The organism is uncultured Microbacterium sp., assembly GCF_963521645.1.
Classification (GTDB): domain Bacteria; phylum Actinomycetota; class Actinomycetes; order Actinomycetales; family Microbacteriaceae; genus Microbacterium.
The window spans coordinates 12,966-36,240 of the sequence record NZ_CAUQVQ010000026.1 but is presented as its reverse complement, the minus strand read 5'-3'; the positions used below and the strand labels follow the sequence as shown (position 1 = coordinate 36,240).

21 protein-coding genes and 1 tRNA gene are annotated in these 23,275 nt (G+C 64.6%); 7 read left to right on the top strand and 15 right to left on the bottom strand.

Going from position 1 to position 23,275, the window contains the following annotated elements; genetic code table 11:
- Window positions 1–584, top strand: a 584-nt coding sequence (locus RWO82_RS08135; protein WP_314425509.1) for an alpha/beta hydrolase, incomplete at its 5' end; no start/stop codon positions are given.
- 323 nt (window positions 585–907) lie between these two features.
- Here the strand turns inward: RWO82_RS08135 and RWO82_RS08130 are convergent.
- From RWO82_RS08130 to RWO82_RS08105, 6 genes are all read right to left on the bottom strand, one after another.
- The gene (locus RWO82_RS08130) at window positions 908–1,840 is read right to left on the bottom strand and encodes a zinc-binding alcohol dehydrogenase family protein (protein ID WP_399540735.1); all 933 of its coding nucleotides are present in this window, start codon (window positions 1,838–1,840) and stop codon (window positions 908–910) included.
- A 129-nt stretch (window positions 1,841–1,969) separates the two neighbouring features.
- Window positions 1,970–5,638: a DNA-binding protein gene (locus RWO82_RS08125; RefSeq protein WP_314425505.1), complete on the bottom strand. Its 3,669-nt coding sequence runs from the start codon at window positions 5,636–5,638 to the stop codon at window positions 1,970–1,972.
- The gene (locus tag RWO82_RS08120) at window positions 5,635–8,427 is read right to left on the bottom strand and encodes a DEAD/DEAH box helicase family protein (protein ID WP_314425503.1); all 2,793 of its coding nucleotides are present in this window, start codon (window positions 8,425–8,427) and stop codon (window positions 5,635–5,637) included. Before RWO82_RS08120 ends, RWO82_RS08125 begins: the two co-directional genes overlap by 4 nt.
- Window positions 8,411–10,390 (bottom strand): site-specific DNA-methyltransferase, encoded by a 1,980-nt coding sequence (locus RWO82_RS08115; protein ID WP_314425500.1) that lies wholly within the window; start codon window positions 10,388–10,390, stop codon window positions 8,411–8,413. The genes RWO82_RS08120 and RWO82_RS08115 overlap by 17 nt, the downstream gene beginning before the upstream one ends.
- Window positions 10,391–10,727: 337 nt before the next feature.
- The gene (locus RWO82_RS08110; RefSeq protein WP_314425498.1) at window positions 10,728–11,588 is read right to left on the bottom strand and encodes a hypothetical protein; all 861 of its coding nucleotides are present in this window, start codon (window positions 11,586–11,588) and stop codon (window positions 10,728–10,730) included.
- A 3-nt stretch (window positions 11,589–11,591) separates the two neighbouring features.
- On the bottom strand, window positions 11,592–11,858 hold the full coding sequence (locus RWO82_RS08105; protein ID WP_314425496.1) for a hypothetical protein: 267 nt from the start codon (window positions 11,856–11,858) through the stop codon (window positions 11,592–11,594).
- Window positions 11,859–11,994: 136 nt separating this feature from the next.
- Between RWO82_RS08105 and RWO82_RS08100 the strand changes: the two genes are divergently transcribed.
- From RWO82_RS08100 to RWO82_RS08090, 3 genes are all read left to right on the top strand, one after another.
- On the top strand, window positions 11,995–12,618 hold the full coding sequence (locus RWO82_RS08100) for a recombinase family protein (RefSeq protein ID WP_314425494.1): 624 nt from the start codon (window positions 11,995–11,997) through the stop codon (window positions 12,616–12,618).
- Entirely contained in the window at window positions 12,558–13,244 is a 687-nt protein-coding gene (locus RWO82_RS08095) for a recombinase family protein (RefSeq protein WP_314425491.1), read from the top strand. Before RWO82_RS08100 ends, RWO82_RS08095 begins: the two co-directional genes overlap by 61 nt.
- Before the next feature lie 72 nt (window positions 13,245–13,316).
- Window positions 13,317–13,871 (top strand): hypothetical protein, encoded by a 555-nt coding sequence (locus tag RWO82_RS08090; protein ID WP_314425489.1) that lies wholly within the window; start codon window positions 13,317–13,319, stop codon window positions 13,869–13,871.
- Here RWO82_RS08090 and RWO82_RS08085 read toward each other — a convergent pair.
- Window positions 13,834–13,910: transfer RNA gene (locus RWO82_RS08085), tRNA-Pro, on the bottom strand. The genes RWO82_RS08090 and RWO82_RS08085 overlap by 38 nt on opposite strands.
- A 117-nt stretch (window positions 13,911–14,027) precedes the next feature.
- Between RWO82_RS08085 and RWO82_RS08080 the strand changes: the two genes are divergently transcribed.
- The 3 genes from RWO82_RS08080 to RWO82_RS08070 all read left to right on the top strand — a co-directional run bounded on the left by RWO82_RS08080 (window position 14,028) and on the right by RWO82_RS08070 (window position 15,583).
- Window positions 14,028–14,612, top strand: coding sequence for a GNAT family N-acetyltransferase (locus RWO82_RS08080; RefSeq protein ID WP_314425487.1), 585 nt, complete (start codon window positions 14,028–14,030; stop codon window positions 14,610–14,612).
- 21 nt (window positions 14,613–14,633) lie between these two features.
- On the top strand, window positions 14,634–15,089 hold the full coding sequence (locus RWO82_RS08075; protein ID WP_314425486.1) for a hypothetical protein: 456 nt from the start codon (window positions 14,634–14,636) through the stop codon (window positions 15,087–15,089).
- 107 nt (window positions 15,090–15,196) lie between these two features.
- Window positions 15,197–15,583 (top strand): RNA-binding S4 domain-containing protein, encoded by a 387-nt coding sequence (locus RWO82_RS08070; RefSeq protein ID WP_314425484.1) that lies wholly within the window; start codon window positions 15,197–15,199, stop codon window positions 15,581–15,583.
- 63 nt (window positions 15,584–15,646) lie between these two features.
- Here the strand turns inward: RWO82_RS08070 and RWO82_RS08065 are convergent, their stop codons facing one another.
- The 8 genes from RWO82_RS08065 to RWO82_RS08030 all read right to left on the bottom strand — a co-directional run bounded on the left by RWO82_RS08065 (window position 15,647) and on the right by RWO82_RS08030 (window position 23,186).
- A complete protein-coding gene (locus RWO82_RS08065; protein WP_314425482.1) occupies window positions 15,647–16,582 on the bottom strand; it encodes an NUDIX hydrolase in 936 nt (311 codons plus the stop codon).
- A gap of 92 nt (window positions 16,583–16,674) precedes the next feature.
- Window positions 16,675–18,195, bottom strand: a complete 1,521-nt coding sequence (gene der / locus RWO82_RS08060) for a ribosome biogenesis GTPase Der (protein WP_314425479.1) — start codon at window positions 18,193–18,195, stop codon at window positions 16,675–16,677.
- Window positions 18,188–18,904: a (d)CMP kinase gene (cmk, locus tag RWO82_RS08055; protein ID WP_314425477.1), complete on the bottom strand. Its 717-nt coding sequence runs from the start codon at window positions 18,902–18,904 to the stop codon at window positions 18,188–18,190. The genes der and cmk overlap by 8 nt, the downstream gene beginning before the upstream one ends.
- Window positions 18,897–20,048, bottom strand: coding sequence for a prephenate dehydrogenase (locus RWO82_RS08050; protein ID WP_314425474.1), 1,152 nt, complete (start codon window positions 20,046–20,048; stop codon window positions 18,897–18,899). The genes cmk and RWO82_RS08050 overlap by 8 nt, the downstream gene beginning before the upstream one ends.
- Complete coding sequence (locus RWO82_RS08045) at window positions 20,045–20,848, bottom strand: pseudouridine synthase (protein WP_314425472.1); 804 nt, start codon at window positions 20,846–20,848, stop codon at window positions 20,045–20,047. The genes RWO82_RS08050 and RWO82_RS08045 overlap by 4 nt, the downstream gene beginning before the upstream one ends.
- Window positions 20,845–21,453, bottom strand: coding sequence for an SMC-Scp complex subunit ScpB (gene scpB, locus RWO82_RS08040; protein WP_314425469.1), 609 nt, complete (start codon window positions 21,451–21,453; stop codon window positions 20,845–20,847). The genes RWO82_RS08045 and scpB overlap by 4 nt, the downstream gene beginning before the upstream one ends.
- Window positions 21,443–22,312: a segregation and condensation protein A gene (locus tag RWO82_RS08035; RefSeq protein ID WP_399540734.1), complete on the bottom strand. Its 870-nt coding sequence runs from the start codon at window positions 22,310–22,312 to the stop codon at window positions 21,443–21,445. The genes scpB and RWO82_RS08035 overlap by 11 nt, the downstream gene beginning before the upstream one ends.
- Complete coding sequence (locus RWO82_RS08030) at window positions 22,296–23,186, bottom strand: ParA family protein (RefSeq protein ID WP_314425467.1); 891 nt, start codon at window positions 23,184–23,186, stop codon at window positions 22,296–22,298. The genes RWO82_RS08035 and RWO82_RS08030 overlap by 17 nt, the downstream gene beginning before the upstream one ends.
- Window positions 23,187–23,275: the final 89 nt, after the last annotated feature.

Sequence of the window (23,275 nt, the reverse complement as noted above, 5' to 3'; positions counted from 1 at the left end):
CGCTGCTCACCGAGTGCGGCGTCGACGCGCCCGTGCTCGTGGGTCATTCTCTCGGGGGCAATCTCGTGCAGGCTTTTGCGAAGGAGCGTCCGGAGCTCGTGGGTGGGATCATCATCCTCGACTCGGCGTGGAACGCCGGACCGCTCACCTGGATCGAGCGAGTCGCGCTCCGGAGCGCCCGTCCGCTGCTCGCGCTGGTGCCCGCAGCCGCGCTTCCGCGTCTGATGGCGCGCGCCTCGGCCGTGTCCGCCGATGCGATCAGCCGCACCGAGGCGGTGTTCGCCCGCATGCCCAAGCACGTGTTCCTCGATGTCTGGGCGGCCACCGCCGCGTTCATCGCCCCCGATCCCGCATACCGCTCCCCTGTGCCGATCGCCCTCGTGCGAGGAGACCGCGACCGAACGGGGAACATCGCCACGGCGACGACACGGTGGGCCGCAGCCGAGAACATCACCGAGCACGTCATACCTGAGGCCGGCCACATGGTCACCTGGGATGCGCCGGACGAAGTGTCCCATGTCACCATCGACATCCTCACGGACTGGGGCCTCGTGCCGGAACGACAGGACGCAACCTCGGAGTGACGACAGAGGCAGACTCAAGGGGCTTCCCCCACATGCAGAAGGCCCGGAGACTCTTGCGAGTTTCCGGGCCTTTCTCGGTCGGGCTGACAGGATGTGAACCGGCGACCCGCGACCCTTTGACCCCCAGGTAGGCGGTTCAGCCAGAATCCTTGATATTCCGGTATATCTGGGCCTCAGACGGCCGATTTCACGTGATGGAACGCATGGCTTGCGTGTATCAGGTCCCGGCCAGGTCCTGGCTCCTGGTGGCCGGTGGCAAATCTCGTCGGGGTTTACGAGGAGTTTGCGAGGATCCCTATCAGATCCGAATCGACTCGTGCATGTCAGAACTCGTGCTGGAAGACGGTCTTTCCCACCGTGCCCCCGTTTCGCAGCTCGGTGAGGACCGCGGGGGCCGACTGGATCGGAACGGTCTTAGAGATGTGCACCTTAACGGCGCCTCGGGCGACCAGATCGAGGGCACGGCGGAAGTAGGCGCCGACGACTTCAGGCTTGGTGGCCGCGTAAGCGCCGAGGTTGAACCCGATCACGCCCTTCCCGCCGAACCAGAGAGCGTTGCTGCTGATCTGTTGGTCCCCGGCCTGAGCAGCATCGCCCACGGCGAGGAGACGCCCACCCAGACGGAGCAGATCAATGCAGGTCGAACGCGCCGGTCCGCTGACCGGGTCGGCAATGACGTCGAACTGGTCGCCCGGCTGCTGAGCGAGATCATCACGCAGCCACACTTCGTCGTATCCGAAATCGAGGGCGGCCCGCCGCTTCTCCTCGCTTCCGACAACGCCGACGACTCGGTCGGCACCCAGGTGCTTGGCGACCTGACCGAACTGCGATCCGAGTCCTCCGGCGGCGGCCTGGACCAGCACGCTTTCGCCCCTCCCGAGTCGGGCGACGCGTTGGAGGGTGATCAGCGCTGTCGTTGTGTTGGAAGGGACGGCTGCGGCCGTGGCGATGTCGAGTCCCTCAGGCAGAGGCGCAATGAGATGCGCGTTCGCCACTGCGACCTGCCCGTAGGCACCGCCGCCGTTGATCGTCAGCGCCGCGACCTCCTGGCCGACGATGAGGCCTTCCGCTCCTTCGCCGAGCTCATGAACAGTCCCCGAGGCTTCAATGCCCGGCACCCACGGCACCGGGAGGTCGGGCACCAACCCTTCGGAGAAGAGTGCCTCGACGTAGTTCGCTCCCGCGAAGCGAACGTCGAGCGAAGCTTGGCCTGTTGCGGAAGCCCACCTTGCAGAGTCAGACCCATTCCGCCGCATCTGGCTACCGCAAGGCGAGCGACCTGACCTCAGCTTCGATGAATGGCGCGAGTGGAAGCGGGAGCACCCTCAGAGCTGGCGATAGAACTTCGGTCGATGAACGTGACACCCGCCAACCCGATCGATCATCTATTTGAGCTTCTTGTTCACCTTGATCGGTGATGCCAACGGGTCGTACGAGTTGACGATGCCTTCTCGCTTGAGACGATCGAGGAGGGCGCGGTCCGCCGCCGTGTTCGAGATCCTGGGCTTGTCGTATCCAACGAAGGTCAGCTTGGCATAATCGCCGCCTAGCGACTGGAGAGTCGTGACGAGCCGGTCCCTGGCGATGCTGGCGATATGACTCTCCAGCAACGCCACGACGTGCTGTGCGGGCACGCCACCACGCGCCATCAGGACGACAACCTCCTCTGACACCGGCTTCTTCTGCTGGATGGCCAACTTGGCAAGCTGGGTCAGCCCCGCCGTACCCGCTTCCTCAGCGAACTCGTCGGCGCGAGCGAGGATCGCTTGCTTGACCGCGTCGTCCACCTTCGCGCTCAAGAGAAGCGGCGCAAGATCGCTCCCGACATGGCCAGGTGTGACGTAGGCCTGGAACTCAGCCGAGACATGAATGAACGCCTCACGCGTCGGCCAATCCGTTGCGACGAGGCGCTCGTACGACGCCGCATCATCGGCGATGACGTTCCGCTTCCGCAGGCAGGCAAAAAGCTCGCCCTTCTCGGTCGGAAGGTCGTCGACGTTGAGATAGTCCTCGAGTATCAGGCTCTCTACCAGACGCGCCCGAAGGTCAGCAGACGGAAGCACTGCGCTCGCGCTCAAGATGGTCTTAGCGAGGGATTCCTTAGCGTCTTCCTCCGCACTGACCGCCTCAGAGATTGTTCCGTTATCCGCAAGCAACGCCGCAAGATGCCGATCGATCGAGCCGACCGACTCGACGTAGCCCGTCACGTTAACGAAAGTGGCGGGGAACCGCTGGTACTTAGCCAGAACGGGCCAGGCTCCCGACGTGACGTCGCTGAGGGCTTCGACCACACATTCTTTCGCGGCGCCAGAGACGACACGATCCAGGTGGGTGTCGTGACCGCGTTCCAACACTTCTTCAATTACCTCAGCGAACTGCCGGACACCGTCAACCGTTGCGTAGTCGCTCTCATCAATCGCGTCCAAGTAGTCAGTGAGGTTGCCAAGGCAGTACTCATAGACTGCGTCGCTCTCCGAGGCAAGCGAGTCCAACGCGAGGCTTGTTCCGGGCCCGACTGCCGTCATGAGGTTGGCGAGTGTGATCTCGTAGAGGTTGCGGGCAACGAGCTCGCGCCGCAGGTTCTCACGACTGGGCGCGAGGATTGGGACAACGACTCCGGCCGCCGCGAAGAGGTCGGCGATACGCACCGCCTGAGCAGTTGTGGTCTTGTCGGAGGACACCGTTGGAAACTCCGCAAAGTGCTCGAGAAGATAGGCCGAAGTCGCCTCGTCCGTGCGGTACTTCGTATCAGCGACGAGGCTCGCGAGAACCGCGTCAACAAGCTCGAGCCGCAAGGACTCGTCCAGCTCTACCTCACGGACGAGATGCATCAGCACTCGCGAGAACTTTGGCGTCATTCTTTCGATCAGCTGTCTGCGGTGGCTTCCGGAATCGAGATATGCCCGGAGGAACTGCTTCTGCGCGTCGCCGAGACTCACCAAGGAGCGAATCATGATGTCGGCCGAGGCCGGGTCCGAATCAAGCAGGCGGTCGAGGATCGCGATGTTGTAAAGCGCCGACTCCTTCAGCGCCGGACGGCCTCGCTCGCGGATAACCGTGTCAACGTCGTCAGGCGTGAGCTCAAACTGCACGTCCATCGAGTCGCGCTCGACGTGATGGATGATGAAGTTCGTTGATGCGGTGCTCACGCGGTCCCCGTGGAAAGTAGACGTGTAAAGCGTGAAGTCACGATCGATGAAGCCCGCCCGGACGAGCTGATACGCGAGGCCCGCCAGAAGCAAGGTACGGGCAACAGCATCGAGGCTTTGGGCCTTGCCTTCGTAGTCGACGAGGAACTCGGGGCGCTGGATCAGCGCGCCCATGTCTGCACCACGAAGGAACTTGATCGCCTCAGACTTCTCGGCAATCTCCTCTCGCAGCTCTTCTCGGGCTGCTTCGTCCCACGCCTCGGCATCGATGGGATCACCGAGCGATGCTGCGAGACTCGTCCGGGTGAAGGTGAGCGAATACCTGTTGTAGTTGTAGGTCGTTGTCCAGTGCAGGGTCGCGTCGTCGGTAGAGGCGAATTCGCGCCAGAACGCAGCGCCTTTCAAATCTGCCTCTGAGCGATTCGCGCCGCCAAATGTGAACGTCGCGTTGCTCTGCTGTGGCACCCCTGCGGATCGGGCTGTCCGACTGACGTGGGCGATCAGCCGTTGGCCGAGCAGGTCGCTGCGCGAGGCTGCGCCGTCGATGCGCGCGAGTCGACGCTGGAGGCCGCGGCGTTCGCTCTCGATCCTCTCGATGTTGCTGACTATAAGATCTCGCCCGATGCCATAAAGGAGGTCGAGTTTGCTCTTGCCAATTCGGATCGCTTCGAAGTCACTCAGGTGTGTGCTCTTGTAGAGCATCATGGCGAAGAGCGCCGTTTGACTCAGGTCGAGCTGCTCGCCGTCGCCGGAGAAGATCCGGTCCCGGAAGACGATGAACTCATTGCGAACGTTGATGAGGAGTCGCATGTCGGGCACGTACTGTGCGGCAAGGTCGAGCAGTTCCGGTTCGACGGCGTGCTGCACCTTTCCCAGAAGCTGAGTTGCCAGGTTGCGTGCGCTTCGGTGCGTGATGAAGGGCACGACAGGGATCACAAGGTCGAAGAACTTCGTGCGGTTGGCACGTATGGTCTCCGCGAGCGCGGGGTCGTCGGCATCGACGATGCTCTGGTCAAGCTTTCGGCCTTGTTCCTCGAGGCCGATCTTGTCGAAGATGCTGTCCTTGATCGCGTAGATGAAGCGGATCTTCTTCTTGATCTGTGGGGCGCCGTTGAGCAAGGTGTTCAGCGATCGGAGGGTCTCGAAGATGTGCGAGTTGTTGAATCGGTCGATGTCCTCGAAGATCACGATGTCTTGCTTCTTGGACACTTCGAAGAAGTGAACGATCTCATCGAGGTATTGGTCGAAGTACGAGACCGATTTCTCATCGAGCGTGACCGTCGCCGCCCCGGCGCTGAACTGCTTGATATGTATCCGCCCGTATGAGAGCCAGCGGAAGCCGAACACAGTTGCTGTAGCTGCGATCAGCATGATCAGGTGGATCCAGAGGCCAACGTCGACGAGCGGCTTGAACACTGTCGCGATCTGTGCTGACCAGCCGGTGAGCAAGAACGCGACCGCAACGATTAGTCCGGCCAGCCCGGCAACGCCAAGCTCTAGCCGCCATTTGAAGCGTTCGATCCGCTCGAATCTCGACCCCGGCATCTTGCCGGGAGCCTCGCGGTACAGAAGCTGCTTGACGATCTCCTGCTGGATTTGATTGGTCGGTGTCGTGGCTTGCTTCGGCACCGATTCATCAAGACTCGAAGGCTCGATCGGCGCGAGTGTTGAGAGTGAAAGCTCCACGACGCGTCCGTCGAGTCGCTTCGCCAACTCACGCAAGATACTGCTCTTACCAACGCCGTAGTTCCCGGACAGGGCGATGTTGAGCACCTGATCGTCCTGGAGCGCTGCTTCGATGGCGCCGACGTATCCGGCATGCTCATCCGGCAGGTAGGCCGGGGTGAGCGGCTCGAGGTTCCACCCGCTCGGTGAGCGTTCAACTTCCTCAGGGCTCCCGCTCACCAGGAACCCTCGCTCTCGTCCGGAGTGGTGCCGATTAGCAGCCCTGCTGTATCCGTCGTGTAGTTGTAGTCGACCGGCCCGATCGGTGCGGCATCGAAATGATGCTCGGCGAAGCGGATACGCATGGCCTCTTCCCAGTCGAGGTCATCGAGGTTGCGCGTGTCCTTCGTCTCGCGAATGAGGTAGAGCCGCTGGGTGCCTTTCTCGTCATAGACGATGGCCCAGTCCGGCGAGTACTCGCCGACGGGTGTACGGACGCGGAAGCGGCGGGGCAGCTTGGTGAAAAGTTTGACGTTCTCGCGGTTGTTCTCCAGCTGCGCGGCAAAGGCGCGTTCAACGTGGCTGTCGTAGTCGACGTGGTCGTAGAGGTTCATGCCGCCCGCGGGCGCGACAATGACGCCGTTCTTCGGATCGGGATTGCCGGGCAACGGCTGGGGCGGGTTCTTCGACTCGACTTCGAGGAACACGACTTCGGCGTCCCACCAGTCCGACTCCTCGATCGGTTCGTAAGTGATGCCGCGCACCATTTGCTCGATCGTCACGATCCGGATGGCGTTCGCGACTATGCGTGCCCAGCGGTCGGGGTCATCGAGTACATGCCGGGCATGATCGCGGTCGGGGTAGTTCAAAATCTCGCGCACAATCCCAGCGATCGTCAGTCGGGTGAGCTGTAGTGGGAACTTGCCGTACTGCAGCTGATCCTCGATGAGCTGCACGACATCGGGCAGCCGCTGGCCGACGACAACGACGCGCTCGCCACGGGACTCGGCAACAGCGGAGTCGGCCGTGATCACCTGGCCCTCGTCGTTGTAGACGAGATCAGCGGACTGCACCACATTGGCACGGCGCTCGATGAACTCAAGGTCAGCCAGGTGTTCCGACGCGGCGACCACAACCCGGAGCGCATCCGGATCGACTGTCACGCGGTAGCGCGCCTTGTAGCGGATGTGCTTCCAGAGATCGGCGAACTCGGGGCTCTCGAACAGGGCAGGGCGCCTACGGACGATAACCTCGTTGTCAGCGTTGTCGACCTCGGGCACAGCCTCGCCAGAACCACCACCGGAGGCGATGTACTCAGCGTTCAGGCCGTCGCGGAATTCCGTGAACGATTCGTCCACGATGAGCGTCAGCCTGTTGATCGCCGGGTCCATCACTCGGTGACCGTTCTGGTCGACCGGCAGACGCAGGCCACGGCCGATCTGCTGTCGACGTTCCAACTCCGAGCGAGTGTGGCGCAGGAAGCCGACCTGGAAGACATTCGGGTTGTCCCAGCCTTCCTTGAGCGCAGAGTGGGAGAAGATGAACGCGCGCGGGTTGGCGCGGTCGAGGATCAGTTCCTTGTTGGCGATGATCTCCCGGTAGGCGCGCGCTTCCACCTCAGCATCCGCTGCTCGGCCAGACGTGTCCTTCAAGATGCCCGTCTTGGTCGACGGGAAGTAGGCAACTCGCAGCTCGGCAGGGTTAGGCATCTCGCTCTCGGGAAAGCCGGCCCGCAGCCACTCCTCACAGAACAGGTCATCGAACATCGCAGGCAAAACCGCCTCATCACCGGCGTAGTCGGCCACGCGCTCGACGAAGAACAGCGACAGCACCTTGACGTCACGGTTCATCGCGTCGATCTGTCCCTGACGCGCCAGGTGCGTGCGGATCGTGTGGCGAATCTGATCGCGCCACACGGCCTCCGCATCTACCCCGGTCTCAGTTCCGGCCTGCACGACGAGTTTGTTCTCGAAGATCACGCGGTCGGGTTTGCGCTCGATACTGTCGACCACCAGGCCGCGGTACTGCGGCAGGTTGCCGGACTCCTCGAACAGGTCGGTGCCGTTCTGCAGCACCACCGGCACCCGTTTGCCGCCGGCCTTGTCGATGACGGCTTCGGCCATTAGGCGCTTGCGGACGCTCCGAAGCTTGTCGAGGCGGACGTAGGGCTTACCGTCCTCGCCCGCGACGATGCCCTTGACCGACACCCGCTTGACCAGGCCCGCTTCGGCGGCTTGCTTCGGGCCGAGCCGGTGCACGAGGTTGAACGGCTCCTTGTGGGTTGCGCTGTAGCGCAGCGCGACAAGCGGGTTCAGGGTGGCAATCGCCTGACGGCGCAGCGGCGTCGCCATGTTCTGCGGCTCATCAATCAGGACGACCGGACGCTGCTTTGCGATCTGTTGCACACCGCTCAACTCGTCGCCCCACAGCTGCGGCTGCTCTGCACTGGAGTAGAGCGTGTTCTTCTCCGGCTTGTCGAGCGCCTGCACACTGGCGACGAGGAACTGCACCGCGCCCGACGGCTCGCTGAAGTCGTTCAGCGCCGAGTTCTCGCCCAGCACACCCCATGAGTACGGGACGCTCGAATACTTCAACCGAAAGTGCTCCTCGGTCTGCTCGAACGTCTTGACCACGCCCGCACGGATCGCTATCGAGTGGACGAGGATGACAAACTTGCGCAGCCCGTACAGCTCTGCCAGACGAAGCGCCGTCGAGATGTAGACGTAAGTCTTACCCGTACCGGTCTCCATCTCAACGGAAAAGTTCGGGAACTCACGGTCCGTACCTTGCAGATCCGTCTCCGCCAGCAACTCGAGCTGCCCTTGCGGATCGACCGTCTCGCGCTCCGTAATCGCCTTCAGATTGGCGGCAAGGATCGTGCGCTCCAGGGTGAATCCCGCATGCCCGTCAGCGCCAGGCGCCTGCCCAGCAAGCGCATTTCGCGGCGGCACCAGGGCACCCTCAAACAGGTCGACTACCGCAGAGACGGCGGCCGACTGGTGCGGCTGATCATCAAAGCGAAACTTCACGAGGCACCCGCTCCAAGAGAATCAGCTTTGACTGCAACCGCGGCGCCAACGTCAACGTCACCGAGTCCTCGACCTGATCACCGCGAAGGATCAGGGTGTCGTCGTCGCTCAGTCCCAGCGCATCTGCGGTCGCCAGCGAGAATGCATCGAGCGAGATCAAGAGACGACCCGACGTGCTCTCGCCCTCAGCGGGAGCGAACTCGTAGACCGTCACGCCGTCGACCTCGTGAGTCGTCATGCGCGCGTCAAGCTTCATACCAGTGGCCTTGATCGCCACTTCCCACGCAACATCGAGCGGCGCCGCGCCGTCGACAACCGGAGCTCCCGCCGTGTGATCGAGCACTTGGGTCAGGTAGCCCTGTCCGGTTAGCTCCGCCGAGGCAATGATCGGCTTCTCGATGATGAGGTTCGTCGGGCGAGTCCGGAAAATCCGGAAGCCCAGCTGCGGAGCATCGAGCGTCTCCTCCTGCAGAGAGGCTGCCGCACGGCGCAGGCGCTCAGCCGTCACTTCGAAGATCGTCTCGTACCCAGCGGCGATTGCGTTCTTACCCGAATCCTCGGAAGCGCTAGGCCGCTCCGGGGCCTGCACAAGAACCCAGTGACGGGTCTTACCGTCCTTCGGATTCTGCTCCCATACCGCCTGGCCCGTCGAACCAGACCCAGCGAAGAAGTCCAGGATCAGGTCACCGTCGTTGGTAATGGCATGGAAGAGACGGGCGAGCACCTCTGCGTCCTTCGGGTAATCGAAGACGGTGGCGCCCATGAGACTGTCGAGCGCCTTCGAGGCTGCCCGGCGATCTTTGTAGAAAACAGACCCCGGCGCCCACTCCTCGTGCTCGTGCAGATATGACTTGATCTTCAGACGTTGGTCGACGCTCTCCGGGTAGTAGATGCGGCCGTCAGCATCAAGCTGCTCCATGCGTTCGCGGCTGTAGGCCCAACCGTTCTGATGAGGCTTGTAGCCCTTGAAATCGTAGACGAGATTGGGGCGCGGGTTGGGGCTGCGCAAGTTATCGGGGAAATAGACCCCTCGCTCGTCGACGTAGTTGAAGTGCTCGTGCGACTTGGATGCATGCTCGTCCGGGAGTGCACGGAACCAGGCGAGCAATCCACCATGGATTGCAGAGAAGTCCTTTCCATGACTACCACGAAGCTCTTCGACCTTGGCGTAGATCTCGTCCAGTCCGGCCTTCCGTTCACGCCAGCGTGCGTCCTGTTCACGCAGATAAGCGTGGTCGCGTGCATAGGCCACCACGTAGTCGTGACCAACCGAAATCTGCCGAGCGTCGTTCTTGCGACCGCCGTTCCACACGAAACTGCCGACGAAGTTCTCTGCGCCGAACACCGCGTCGAGCAGAAGCCGCAGGTGGTGCACCTCGTTGTCGTCAATGGAAACGAGGATCACGCCGTCACGGCGCAACAGGTGACGAGCCAGCGCGAGGCGCGGGAACATCATGGTCAGCCACGGCGCATGCTTGCGCCCACCGGTTTCGATCCGGCTGGTCGTTGCGTTGCCCTGGTCGTCGACCTGACCGGTCTCTTGCAGATACTGCCGCTCGGGCACCGCGAAGTCGTCGTTGTAGGTGAATGTGTCGCCCGTGTTGTACGGCGGGTCGATGTAGATCAGCTTGACGGCATGTGAGTAGCCGTTCTTCAGGAGCTTCAGCACCTGCAGGTTGTCGCCCTCGATCAGGACGTCGCGGGCGTCAGGCCAGTGCACGGAAGCATCCTCATCGGGAATGAGCGTTGCCGCGGTCGGGACGCGCGCGTCCTGGCGTGCTCGCTCGATACCAGGCCAGCTGAAAGAGAAGGCAGACTTGACCTCGCCGTCGAGGCCAAGCGCCCCGAGCAACGCATCGCGGTCAAGTTCCCCGTCGAGGAAGGCACTGGGCACCAGGTCGCGGAGCTGGGCGAGCATCTCTTCGTGAGCGTCCCGGGTCTCGTCCGGCACCGACGGAGTCATCGAGTGACCTCCTGGCGATGGGCGTCACGGTTACGCGTTGTGCTGCTGGGGCCGTGCGACCACCTGGTGCTGAGCGTTGTCATGCTGTGCTGGTTCTCCTCCGCGCTGAGGCGCGTCTTAAGTTGTGCTCTCGGGGCGTGTCCCACGCTACCGGGGAGCACTGACACCGCTAGAGTGCCGCGCCGCCTGGCGGTGGTGATGCTCGACTCAGCCGGGAGCGGAACCACTCAACCTGACGCTGATATCTGTGCCGATTGTCGCATATTTATGCGATTTCGTGAAGATGTGCAGATCTGGCACTCGCGGCCCCGACCCTTGCAACGCCAATGCGACCGCGTCAGCGGATGAGGCGGTGAATAAACCTGATCGCTCCTTCAACACGCGTCTTGATCGCGCCGAGCTGACCGAGGCTGAATGCGCCCGCGCCGCCGTGGGTGCCGCGGTTGAACTCGTCGAACAGGGCGATGACGCTGTTGATGTCGTCATCGACGAACTCCGTCAGAGCCTCGTGCTCGCCCCGGCGCTGAATGAAGTACTGGATCCGTGCGCGCCGGGAAACACCACCATTGGGGGTCTTCGGGTAGTCAGGGATGGCCTGTTTGACAGCCGCGTCGGGTGCTTCCGTTTCGAGGATCGTTGCGATGATCTCGCGAGCGCTGGTGCAGAAGTGTCGTGCCGCGTCTGGATTCTGAGGGCTGAGCGCGTAGAGCGCTCCTCGCCAGCGGGAGTCGAGGTCGGGGTTGATCTCGGCAAGTTCGCCCGCAATCTCCGTCTTCTGGAGTTCCGGCAGGTCCTCCGTCGCCTCGCTCGGGTCAGCAAGCAGGGAATTGAGAGCGGCAACGCTGTTCGCAGCTTCGCCCTCGGCCAGATCGAGCAGGTTGCGCTCGTCCTGCCAGGCGCCGCTCTCGGCGGCGGACTCAACCCGCGTGAACGATCGCTGCAACGTCTGCACTGACGTCGTGTAGGTCACGTAACGCGTCGACGATGACCGCGAGTTCAGCCTTGCGAGCTCGCGCTGCAGCCGCTGTTGGTTCGCGCGCACCTTGGCGTTATGCGCCCGGGCAGCACTGTTGTACTGGTTGATCGCCTGGTTGAGCTTGCGCACGCCCTGGTTGTACTGGTTGATGGCCTGACGCTGCTTCTGCTGCGCCTGGCGCAGCTGAGCCTTGAGCTGTGCAGAAGAGATACGACGGACCACGGACTACCACCCAATCCTGTTGGCCTTGAACTCGATGCGAGTGCCGTCGTGGATCATCTGGGCATACTCGCTGAGTTCCGGCTCGGTAATGCTCCCGCCATCACGGGCGAAGAGACGCTGGAGGGCGGGCTTAATCTGGTCGATCGGAAGACCACGCAGCCGTTCCATCTCGCGCGTCATCTCGCGAGCGATCCGGTCCATCTCGGGCTGTGCCTGGCGCGCCAGCTCACGCTTGAGCGCCTTCTCATCGAACTCGAACTTGAATGACATCACTACTCCTTTCCACGGAGGCGGTGTCACCGGCCTCCATTAGCCATTCGAACACATCTTCGATTATACGCCGACGCTCGCGCTCAGCCAGCGCGCGACACGCTCGCAAGCCGCCGACGACGACGTCACCCTAGACGTGGCCTCCGACACCCGTGGCGCACCTGTGGAAAACCCAGACGAGGAGCATAATTTCGGACTGAAATCTTCCGCGCAGCAGAGCGTCAATGGACACATGACCATGCCCACCTACACCCAACCACAGCCACCAGCTCAGGCGCTCGATCCCTTCGCCGCACTCACGCAGTCGTTCACGCCGAAGCGCGCCGTCTCGTACCCGCGCGTCTCCGCCCGCGAACAAGCTGAGCGCGGCGGCCGTGAAGAAGGCTTCTCCATCCCGGCGCAGCGCGAAGCGAACAGGAAGAAGGCGCAGTCGATGGGAGCCATGGTCGTCAAGGAGTTCGTTGAGCGAGGCGTATCTGGCACGACCACGAACCGCCCCGCGCTGCAGGCGATGCTCCGCTATCTCGGCGAGGAAGCAGAACACATCGACTACGTCATCGTGCACAAGGTCGACCGGCTCGCCCGCAACCGCGCCGACGATGTCGAGCTCAACAAGCGCTTCGACGAGTTCGGAGTCCGCTTCGTCTCCACGATCGAGAACATCGATCAAGCCCCGGCGGTCTACTCCTCCACGGCATCATGTCCTCGATCGCCGAGTTCTATTCGAAGAATCTCTCCAACGAGGTCAAGAAGGGAATGACCGAGAAGGTCCGCTCAGGAGGCAGCGTCGGTAGGGCAGCTCTCGGCTACCGCAACGTTCGTGACGTGCGGGACGGGCGGGAGATCCGGACGGTCGAAGTCGACCTGAACCGAGCACCGCTCATCACGTGGGCGTTCGAGCAATACGCGACAGGCAACTCCAGCGTTCGATCCTTTACTACGGCGCTCAACGCGCGAGGTCTCACCAAGCCCCAGACGGCGAAGTTCCCTGAGAAACCGGTTGAAGTAAGGCAGGTGCACCAGGTCCTCACCAATCCCTACTACCTCGGCATCGTGACTTACAAAGGCGCCCAGCACCCGGGCAAGCATGCGTCGCTCATCACACCAGACCTGTTCGAGCAGGTGCAACAGCTTCTCTCATCGAAGATCAACGGCGAGCGAAGCGTCACCCACGACCACTACCTCAAGTCCACCCTCTACTGCGGCCGGTGCGGCTTCCGCATGATCGTCCAGGTCGCCACCGCGCGCACGGCGAAGAGTATCCGTACTACTCGTGTCTCGGCAGACACTCGAAGCGCAACAACTGCGATCTACGCTCCATCCAGATCGTGCGCGTCGAGCAGCTCATTCAAGATCTCGATGACCGGATCGCACTCAGCACCGTAGAGGCGGACTGGCTCGAGAGCACCATGAGGCGCGAGCTGAAGACCCTCACGAAGGAGACCGACCAGCAACGCGATGCCCTCCACCGCGCAGAAGGTGGATGCCGAACGCAAGCAGCGCAAGCTCCTCGAAGCCCACTACAACGACGCCATCCCGATCGAGATGCTCCGCAGCGAGCAGAAGCGCCTTGACCAGGAGCTCACCGCCGTGAGCCGAGACCTTGAAACTCTCAGCGTCGATCTTGAGAAGAACGAGCGGTATCTCTCGATGGCCATCGAGATCGCGAGGTATGCCGCTGATGCCTACCGGCGCCCGCCCGAACAGATTCGCCGCATGCTGAACCAAGTCCTCTTCGAACGTCTCGACGTCCACCTGACCGAGGGCGATGAACATCGCCTCGAGGCCGTCCTGGCCCCGCCGTTCAAAGAGCTCTTCACCATCGCCCGGGGTACCCGCGGCGTGGAGCCGGATCTAGCATCCGTTGCGCGCAAGGGCCATGAGGGTGAAAACCAGGAGATCCCCGCCGTTTCCGGCGGGGATCTCCCGAGTAGTCGATCAATTTCTTGTGCTCTAGTTTCTAACGGAAGCAAATTGGTCGGGCTGACAGGATTTGAACCTGCGACCCCTTGACCCCCAGTCAAGTGCGCTACCAAGCTGCGCCACAGCCCGTTGTTCTGCACTCTCGCGCAGGCAACTCCCCTATCTTAGCCCCACTCCGGCGTGCTCCGCGAACTGGGCGCGCGCCGGGCGTTGCGGGATGTCGGAGGCCGAGCGTAGCGTCGCTGCATGGTGACGATCGCGACCGAAGTGGCGACGACTGCGAGATGGGATGACGTGCAGCGCGCGCTCACCGGCGGCGGCGACGGTGCCAGCTGCCAGTGCATCTGGCCGATGCTCAGCAACAAGGACTGGCAGCAGACGACGACTCCGCAGCGCACGGAGATGCTGCGAGACGAGATCGCTGAAGGCCCGCCTCCTGGACTCATCGCGTACGTCGACGGCGAGGCTGCGGGGTGGATCCGTATCGGCCCCCGCACACGCCAGGCACGGATCCCCCGCACTCGGATGATCGCGGCGGCATCCGACGAACCGTTCGACGACGACTCCGTGTGGGCGGTGACCTGCTTCGTGGTGCGTCGGGAACACCGAGGCTCAGGCCTCAATCTCGAGCTGCTGCGCGCCGCTGTCGACTTCGCCGACACGGCCGGAGCGCGGGTCATCGAGGGCTATCCGGTCGACACCCGCGGGGAGAAGAAGCGGACGAACGACCTCTTCCACGGCACACTCGGAACCTTCCTCGCCGCAGGATTCACCGAGCGGGCCGAGATGAAGCCGGGCCGCACGCTGGTCGCGCGCGAGCTCAGGTCGTGAACGAGCAGTAGCGTGGACGATATGAGCGACGAGCATCCGATCATCGAAGACCCCGAACTCGGCACCCTCGTCCGCGCGACGACAGAGCTGGGAGACGGCACGGTTCTGACCCATGATTGGTACGCAGGCGGCACGGTCGTGGAGGGTGCGCCTCTCGACCTCTTGATCGAGGGAACGAACGTCGACGAGGCGAAGGCGCTGCTCCCCCGCGTGCACCAGACGATCTCGGCGCTTCCTGCGCTGCGACGACTCGCGACGGATGCCGTGGTGGCTGCATTCAGCACCGCGTCCCCCGAACAGCACGAGCTCGACGATGCCGCGACCGACCTGAGCCTCGAGACCCTGGAGGCCTCGGCCGACGGCACCGTCGTGCTGCACCTGATCGACACCTGCGGAGAGCACTTCCCCGAGGGGTATTGGCCCGCTGTGCATCTCGGAGCAGACGGCCAAATCACCCAGGTGACCGTCGAATCGTGACCGCGAACAGTGCCCACAGGCTGTCGACGCGATGACCGGCTGAGACGCCGGAAGAGGCTGATCATCATGCCCACCACCCCGATCACCCTGCGAAGAGGAGTCTCCTGATGGCCGATGCCGCACGTGTCGACAGCTGGCTCTGGGCGATCCGCGTCTACAAGACGCGGTCGGCCGCCACCACTGCATGCCGCGCGGGGCATGTACGGGTGAATGGCGACAAGGTGAAGGCTGCACAGCACGTTCGGGTCGGCGATGAACTGCGCGTGCGCATCGCCGGCTTCGACCGGATCCTGATCGTTCGCCAACTCCTGGTCAAGCGCGTCGGCGCTCCCCTGGCCGCCCTCGCCTACGAGGACCGCACGCCGGAGCGTGAGCCGCAGGCGGCTCTGGGGCTGCGCGATCGTGGAGCGGGGCGCCCCACGAAACGAGAGCGCCGCGATATCGATCGACTCCGCGGACGAGCATCCGGGGAAGCCGGTATCTTCCCGGAGTAGTCGGCGGAGCGACCGGTGTCGGGCACCGTCGGAAGATCGGTGAGGGCCGACAGTTCGGGTTACTCAGCCCTGATGATCCAGCAGTGCGCGGAGCCATCCCGAGGAGCGCACCCGCGCCGCGCCGGCCCTGACGACCCGCTCCTGCAGCTCACGGTCGCTCGTCACGGCGATCACCTGCTGCCCCGCGAGCGAACGACGCTCGACTTCTGCGACGATCGCGTCGTCGCCGGAAGCGGGGGCCTCGACGACCGAGACGACACCGGAGGGCAACAGCTCACCCGCTTCCTCCGCGGCAGCCGCCTCGATCCCACGCGCCTTTCCCTCGACCACCAGCGCGATCTCGGGGAACCATTCGGTGCCGCCGATCTCCAGATCGGCCGCAGACACCGTCAGCCCTTCCAAGCTCGCAGCCAGACGCGTAGCCGCAGCGCCGCGGTCTTTCCACCAGCCGTTCGGCACCGATCCGACCACGTTCGCCGCATCGACGACCAGTGCCGGATGCACGTCCAGCAGCGTGCGCAACTCGGGCCAGGCGCGACCGAAGCCGGGATGCAACGGCCGCGAGTCGACGTCGTCGATGGGCACCCACTCGAGTGCCACGCTCTCGGGGTCACTGATCACGGGTTCGAACGGCACCACGACGTCGGCGATCACCGTCGTGTACGACCAGATCTCGAGATCGAGCACACTGGTGAACCGCGGTCTCACCGAGGCATCCGGAACGCCCGCCTCCTCCTGAGCCTCACGCACCGCACCGACGATGGCACTCTCACCTTCGTGCATGGCTCCACCGGGCAAGCCCCAGGTTCCCCCGAAATGGCTCCACGCCACGCGGTGCTGCAGCAGGATTCCGCGCTGCGGATCGACAGCGAGCAGTCCCGCGGCGCCGAAACGACCCCAGTACTTCTCCCCCGACGGCGCGACCACCCATGCATCGCCAGGATTCCGCGGCCCATCAGGGCGACGGGGTTCACCGGCAGCGGGAGGTACGACAGTCACCGTTCCAGCCTTTCACAGCATTCCGGTATCGGGACCGATCGCCGTCACACGCGGGAACGCGTACACCGACGACGACCGGGCCGGAGAGAGTGTCAGCGCTGGCGCTTCTCGCGCACACGCATGTTGACGACGATCGGCGAACCCTCGAACGAGTACAGTTCTCGCAGGCGACGCTGGATGAAGCGGCGATAGCCCGGGTCGAGGAAACCGGTCGTGAACAGCACGAACGTCGGCGGGCGGGTCGATGCCTGCGTACCGAACAGGATGCGCGGCTGCTTGCCTCCACGCAGCGGGTGCGGGTGCTCGGCGACCAGCTCCGCGAGGAACGCGTTGAACTTGCCGGTGGGGATGCGGCGGTCCCAGCTTTCGAGCGCGGTCTCGAGCGCAGGCACCAGCTTGTCGAGGTGACGACCGGTCTTGGCCGAGATGTTCACCCGGGGAGCCCAGGCGACGTGCGCCAGGTCCTGCTCGATCTCACGTTCGAGATACCGACGTCGATCGGCGTTCTCGAGGTCGTCGTCGTTCAGGCGGTCCCACTTGTTGAACGCCAGCACCAGAGCGCGGCCCGACTCCAGCACGAGGTCGATGATGCGCACGTCCTGCTCGCTGATCGTCTCGGAGACGTCGAGCACGACCACGGCGACCTCGGCCTTCTCGAGCGCCGCCGATGTGCGCAGCGATGCATAGAAGTCCGCGCCCTGCGCCATGTGCACGCGACGACGGATGCCCGCTGTGTCGACCAGCGTCCAGAGCTTGCCTCCGAGCTCGACGATCTCGTCGACCGGGTCGCGGGTGGTTCCCGCGAGGTCGTTGACGACCACGCGCTCCTCACCGGCTGCCTTGTTGAGCAGCGACGACTTGCCGACGTTCGGACGCCCGAGGATGGCCACGCGGCGCGGTCCGCCGATCTCGGCCTTCGCGACAGCCGAGACCTCGGGAACCTTCTTCAACACGGCATCGAGCAGGTCCGCCACACCGCGGCCGTGGATCGCCGACACGGGGTACGGCTCGCCGAGTCCCAGGTTCCACAGCGCAGCGGCCTCAGGCTCCTGGCGTCCGTCGTCGATCTTGTTCGCGACGAGGAACACCGGCTTGCCGCTCTTGCGCAGCAGCTTCACGACGTGCTCATCGGTCGAGGTCGCTCCGACCATCGCATCGACGACGAACAGCACGACATCGGAGAGGTCGATCGCGACCTCGGCCTGCGCCGCGACGGAACGGTCGATGCCCTTGGCGTCGGGCTCCCATCCACCGGTGTCGACGAGCGTGAAACGGCGGTCGGCCCACTCGGCTTTGTACGTCACACGGTCGCGCGTGACACCGGGGGTGTCTTCGACCACGGCTTCGCGTCGACCGAGGATGCGGTTCACGAGGGCGGACTTGCCCACGTTCGGGCGTCCCACGATCGCCACCACGGGCAGCGCCGGCATGAACTGGATGCCGTCTTCGCCCATGGTGATGCCCGCGAGCAGGGCCGCGTCTTCATCGTCGAGTTCGTAGTCGGCGAGTCCCTGTCGCAACGTCTCGGCGCGCGCCTCGGCGAGCTGCTCGTCGAGTGATTCCATCTTCTCGGCGAGCTGGTCAGGGCCGCCTTCGTATTCGTCGTCAGCCATGCTGTGCTCCTCGGAGTCGTTCGATCACCGTGAGGACGGCGTCGATGGTCTGTGGGAAATCGAGTTCGGTCGAGTCGACCACCTCGACGCCGTCTGCGGCATTCAGGAAGTCGACGACCGCGCTGTCCGATGCATCGCGCTTGTGCAGGGCCGCGGCGACCGCGTCGGCGTTCTCGCCCGCGAGTTCCCCGGCCCGTCGCGCGGCGCGCACCTCGGGCGCAGCCGTGAGCAGGATGCGCACCGGCGCGTCGGGCGCGACGACGGTCGTGATGTCGCGGCCCTCGACGACGACCGCGGGGTACGGCGCCTCGGCCACGAGCGACCGGAACAGGCGGTTGACCTGTTCGCGAACCTCCGTGACGCGTGCCACGCCGCTCACCGCGTTCGATACGCGGGGTTCGCGTATGGCCTCGGTCACATCGACGTCGCCCACCTGCACGGTTCGATCGTCGGGGTCGAGCCCGACCCTCACCGGGAAGTCAGATGCGGCAGCGCGAACGGCATCCGCATCATCCGTGTCCGCACCGCGGTCGAGCACATGCCATGCCAGCGCCCGGTACACCGATCCCGTGTCGAGGTAGCCGAAGCCGAGGGTGCGCGCGACGGCTTTGGACACACTCGACTTGCCGGATCCCGCGGGGCCGTCGATCGCGATGAAGTCCGCACGGGTGGTGCCGGGCCGCTCCGCATCGGTCAGAAGCTCAGTCATTGGTCGTACCCGCAATCCGCCAGCCGCGTTCCTGTAGTCCTGTGATCGCGCCGTGCAGCGCAGCCGGGTCGACGCTGATCTCGGCCAGACCGAACTGCGCACCCGGAGAATGCTCGAGGCGCAGGTCTTCGACGTTCACACCGAGTTCGCCCAGCTCACCGAACAGGCGCCCCAGCTGCCCCGCCGTGTCGTCGATCATGACGACGAGCGTCTCGAAGCGCTGATTCTGACCGTGCTTGCCGGGGAGGCGCTCGACACCGTCGTTGCCCTGGCGGATCGTCTCGGCGACGATACGCCGAGCCCCCGGTGCATCGGGCGCACGAAGTGCATCCGAGACCTGGCGCAGGTCATCTGCGAGCGCATCGAGGATCTCGACCACGGGGCTCGCGTTCGCGCCGAGGATCTGCACCCACAGTTCAGGGGCCGATGCGGCGATGCGCGTGGTGTCGCGCACGCCCTGGCCCGCGAGCCGCAGCGCACCGTCGTCGGCGCCGGCGAGGCGACCCGCGAGCAGGCTCGCGACCACCTGCGGCACGTGCGAGGTCAGCGCGACCGATCGGTCGTGCTCCTCCGGCGTCATCTCCACGGGCATCGCACCGACGTCGAGCGCGAGAGCCTCGACGAGCGCGAGGTCTGAGGCTTTGGTCTCGTGATCGCGGCACACCACCCACGGACGGCCGATGAAGAGGTCGGCGCGGGCCGAGATGGCTCCCCCGCGCTCACGGCCGGCGAGCGGATGTGAGCCGATGTAGCGCGTCAGATCGACGCCGCGGCTCTGCAGCTCGCGGAACGGCTCGAGCTTGACGCTCGCGACATCCGTGACGACGGCGTCAGGGTGACGAGAGAGCTCGGCCTGGATGACATCCGCGGTCACGTCCGGCGGAACGGCGACCACGACCAGCGACGGCGCGTCGTCGTCGGCGGCCATGCGTCCTGCGCCGTAGTCGACCGCGAGCCGCAGCTGCGCAGGCGATGTGTCGGCGAGCACGACGTCGACGCCCTTGGCGCGCAGCGCGTGGCCGATGCTCGCACCGAGAAGACCTGCTCCGACGATGCGCACCGTCCCCGACAGACGAGTCGCTGCGCGGGGCGCGACCGATTCCGCGGTCTGCGCCTTTTCGGGCGCACGCGTGGTGTCGGTCACTGGTTCTCCTGCTGCTCGCCTGGCGCCTCGGCGACACCGGAATCACGGCGCGCGAGAGTCAACAGCGCACCGAGTTCGATTTTAGTCAGTTCGCGAGTCCGACCGGCAGGGAGCGTTCCCAGGTGCAGCGGGCCGAACTGACGACGCACGAGTTCGGTGACGGGGTGGCCGACCGCGGCGAGCATCCGGCGCACGATGCGATTGCGCCCCGAGTGCAGCGTCAGCTCGACGAGACTCGAGCCTCGAGATGTGTCGAGCAGCCGCGCCTTGTCGGCAGCGATCGGACCGTCGTCGAGCTCGATCCCCTTCGTCAGCTTCGCGACGGTCTGGGCGGTCATCGCCCCCTCGACCTTCGCGATGTACACCTTGGTGACTCCGAACGACGGATGCGCGAGCACGTGCGCGAGTTCGCCGTCATTGGTCAGGATCAGCAGTCCGCTCGTCTCGGCGTCCAGGCGACCCACGTTGTAGAGGCGCTCCTCATAGTCCTCGGTGAAGCGCCGGAGATCCGGACGACCGCTCTCGTCGCGCATGCTGCTGACGACACCGGTGGGCTTGTTGAGCATCACATAGCGCTTCGTCACATCGAGCTGGATGGCTGTGCCGTCGACATCGACGAGATCGGTCTCGGGGTCGATGCGCCGACCGAGCTCTGTGACGGTCTGTCCGTTGACGCGGATGCGCCCCTCGACGATGTACTGCTCGACGACCCGGCGCGACGCGACCCCGGCCGCGGCGAGCACCTTCTGCAGCCTGACGCCCTCGGGCTGAGTCTGATCAGCGGAATCAGGAGTGGTCATCGGATGGTCCCTTCGTCGAAGCCGTCTGCACCGTCGTCGAGCAGCGGCGAGATCGGCGGCAGCTCGTCGAGCGAGTTGATGCCGAGGTGCTGGAGCAGCGCCTCGGTCGTGCCGTAGTTGATGGCGCCCGTCTCGGAATCCGCGAAGAGCTCGGTGATGAGTCCTCGGGCGAGAAGCGTGCGCACGACGGAATCGACGTTCACGGCGCGAATCGACGCGACCTGGCTGCGGGTGACGGGCTGCTTGTAGGCGATCACCGCCAAGGTCTCCAGGGCCGCCTGCGACAAGCGGGCGGGAGCCTGTCCGCCGATGAAGTCGGCGACCATGTCGTCGTGATCCTCGCGCACGTAGAGCCGCCAGCCGCCGCCCACTTCGCGTAGCTCGAACCCTCGTCGCGGGCCCTGCCCGAGCCCGTCGTAGTCGTTCACGAGCGTCTCGAGCGTCTGCCGCACGGCGGCCACGGGTGAGCCGACGGCCGCGGCCAGTGCCACGAGGCCGATCGGCTCGTCGATGACCAGCAGGATCGCCTCGACTTTCTCGGCGAGCGGACTCGGCGACGCCCCGTGAGGCGCAGTGTCATCGGCGGTCGTCACGTCATCGGTCATAGTCGGCCCCCAGACTTGCGAGTGTCTCGTCCGACCATGAGTCGGCTGCCCAGCGCAGCGTGAGTTCGCCGAGCGGTTCCAACTGTTCGAACGACAGTGCGGCATGGCGGTACAGCTCGAGCACCGAGATGAAACGGGCGACGACGACGCCCACCTCGCTCACGCCCGCCACGAGTTCGCGAAAGCTCACGGTCTCTGCACTCCGAAGCAGAGTGACCACGATCGCCGCCTGCTCTCGGATGCTCACGAGCGGCGCATGCAGGTGGTCGAGACCGACGTGCGGGAGCTCCTTCGGGGCGAACGCCAGCAGCGCGAGTGCAGCGAAGTCGTCGACGCTGAGCGACCACACGAGCTCCGGAGTCTTCCTCCGGTGCCTCTCGTCGAGTCGCACCGCGCGTGCGTGGCGCCGGTCCTCCCTCTGGAGACAGCGCGCGAACCACGCGGAGACCTCTTTGAACGCGCGGTACTGGAGCAGCCTCGCGAACAGCAGATCTCGCGCCTCGAGCAGTGCGACCGCCTCGGCGTCCACCAGCTCCCCTTGCGGCAGGAGGCCGGCGACCTTCATGTCGAGCAGTGTCGCGGCGACCACAAGGAACTCCGACGCCTGGTCGAGCTCCTCATCGTCGTCGAGCATCTTGAGGTAGGCGATGAACTCGTTCGTGACCGCGCTGAGGGAGACCTCGGTGATGTCCATCTCGTGTTTCGAGATGAGGTTCAACAGCAGGTCGAACGGTCCGTCGAAGTTCGACAGCGAGACGCGGAAGCCCGAACCACCGTCGTCCGTCGCCTCGGAGGACTCGTCTGTGTCAGGCGCCTCGGCCGGTGGAGAGGTCGGATCGACCTCAGGCGACGGCGCCACGGGCGACCAGCTCCCGCGCCAGTCGCAGATAGGCCTGCGCGGCGGCGTGCTCGGGAGCGAACTCGGTGATGGGCACACCCGAGACCGACGCGTCGGGGAACTTCACCGTGCGTCCGATGACGGTCTCGAGGACGTCATCGCCGAATGCCTCGACCACTCGCTCGAGGACCTCACGAGAGTGCAGGGTGCGCGGGTCGTACATGGTCGCCAGCAGACCGTCCATAGTGATCGACGGATTCAGTCGATCCCGCACCTTGTCGATGGTCTCGATCAGCAGAGCCACACCGCGGAGCGCGAAGAACTCGCACTCCAGCGGGATGATCACACCGTGTGCCGCGGTGAGCGCGTTGACGGTGAGCAGACCGAGTGAAGGCTGGCAGTCGATCAGGATGACGTCGTACTCGCCCGCGACCTGACGGAGCACGCGCGCGAGGATCGTCTCGCGAGCGACCTCGTTGACGAGGTGCACCTCGGCGGCGGACAGATCGATGTTGGCGGGCATGACATCGAGACCGGCGACACCCGAGCGCACGATCGCGTCGTGGGCGTCGCGCTTGGTGTCGAGCAGCAGGTCGTAGATGGTCGGCACATCGTGCGTCTGGATGCCGAGACCGGCAGACAGCGCACCCTGCGGATCGAAGTCGACCGCGAGCACCTTGCGTCCGTACTCCGCGAGCGACGCCGCGAGGTTGATCGAGGTGGTCGTCTTACCGACGCCGCCCTTCTGGTTGCAGAGCGCGATGATGCGGGCGGGACCGTGAGACGCCAACGGCGGAGGGGTCGGGAACCCGTGATAGGGACGACCGGTCGGTCCGAGGGGCGTCTCGTCGGCCTTCTGTGCCTTCGCCCTGGACTTCGCCGCTTTCTCAACCACCGATTCTCCTGCTCCTTCGTGCTTGATCGATTCTAGCGGCAGGGCACTGCGCTGCACTCCCGGCGCGCGGCGTGGCCGCTCAGCCGGGT

Bases quoted from the DNA above. Each gene is read 5' to 3' on its own strand.
- RWO82_RS08130 (WP_399540735.1), bottom strand. From the start codon at position 1,840: ATGCGGCGGAATGGGTCTGACTCTGCAAGGTGGGCTTCCGCAACAGGC.
- RWO82_RS08115 (WP_314425500.1), bottom strand. From the start codon at position 10,390: ATGACTCCGTCGGTGCCGGACGAGACCCGGGACGCTCACGAAGAGATG.
- RWO82_RS08105 (WP_314425496.1), bottom strand. From the start codon at position 11,858: ATGTCATTCAAGTTCGAGTTCGATGAGAAGGCGCTCAAGCGTGAGCTG.
- RWO82_RS08095 (WP_314425491.1), top strand. From the start codon at position 12,558: ATGTCCTCGATCGCCGAGTTCTATTCGAAGAATCTCTCCAACGAGGTC.
- RWO82_RS08090 (WP_314425489.1), top strand. From the start codon at position 13,317: ATGCCCTCCACCGCGCAGAAGGTGGATGCCGAACGCAAGCAGCGCAAG.
- RWO82_RS08080 (WP_314425487.1), top strand. From the start codon at position 14,028: ATGGTGACGATCGCGACCGAAGTGGCGACGACTGCGAGATGGGATGAC.
- RWO82_RS08075 (WP_314425486.1), top strand. From the start codon at position 14,634: ATGAGCGACGAGCATCCGATCATCGAAGACCCCGAACTCGGCACCCTC.
- RWO82_RS08070 (WP_314425484.1), top strand. From the start codon at position 15,197: ATGGCCGATGCCGCACGTGTCGACAGCTGGCTCTGGGCGATCCGCGTC.
- der (WP_314425479.1), bottom strand. From the start codon at position 18,195: ATGGCTGACGACGAATACGAAGGCGGCCCTGACCAGCTCGCCGAGAAG.
- cmk (WP_314425477.1), bottom strand. From the start codon at position 18,904: ATGACTGAGCTTCTGACCGATGCGGAGCGGCCCGGCACCACCCGTGCG.
- RWO82_RS08045 (WP_314425472.1), bottom strand. From the start codon at position 20,848: ATGACCACTCCTGATTCCGCTGATCAGACTCAGCCCGAGGGCGTCAGG.
- scpB (WP_314425469.1), bottom strand. From the start codon at position 21,453: ATGACCGATGACGTGACGACCGCCGATGACACTGCGCCTCACGGGGCG.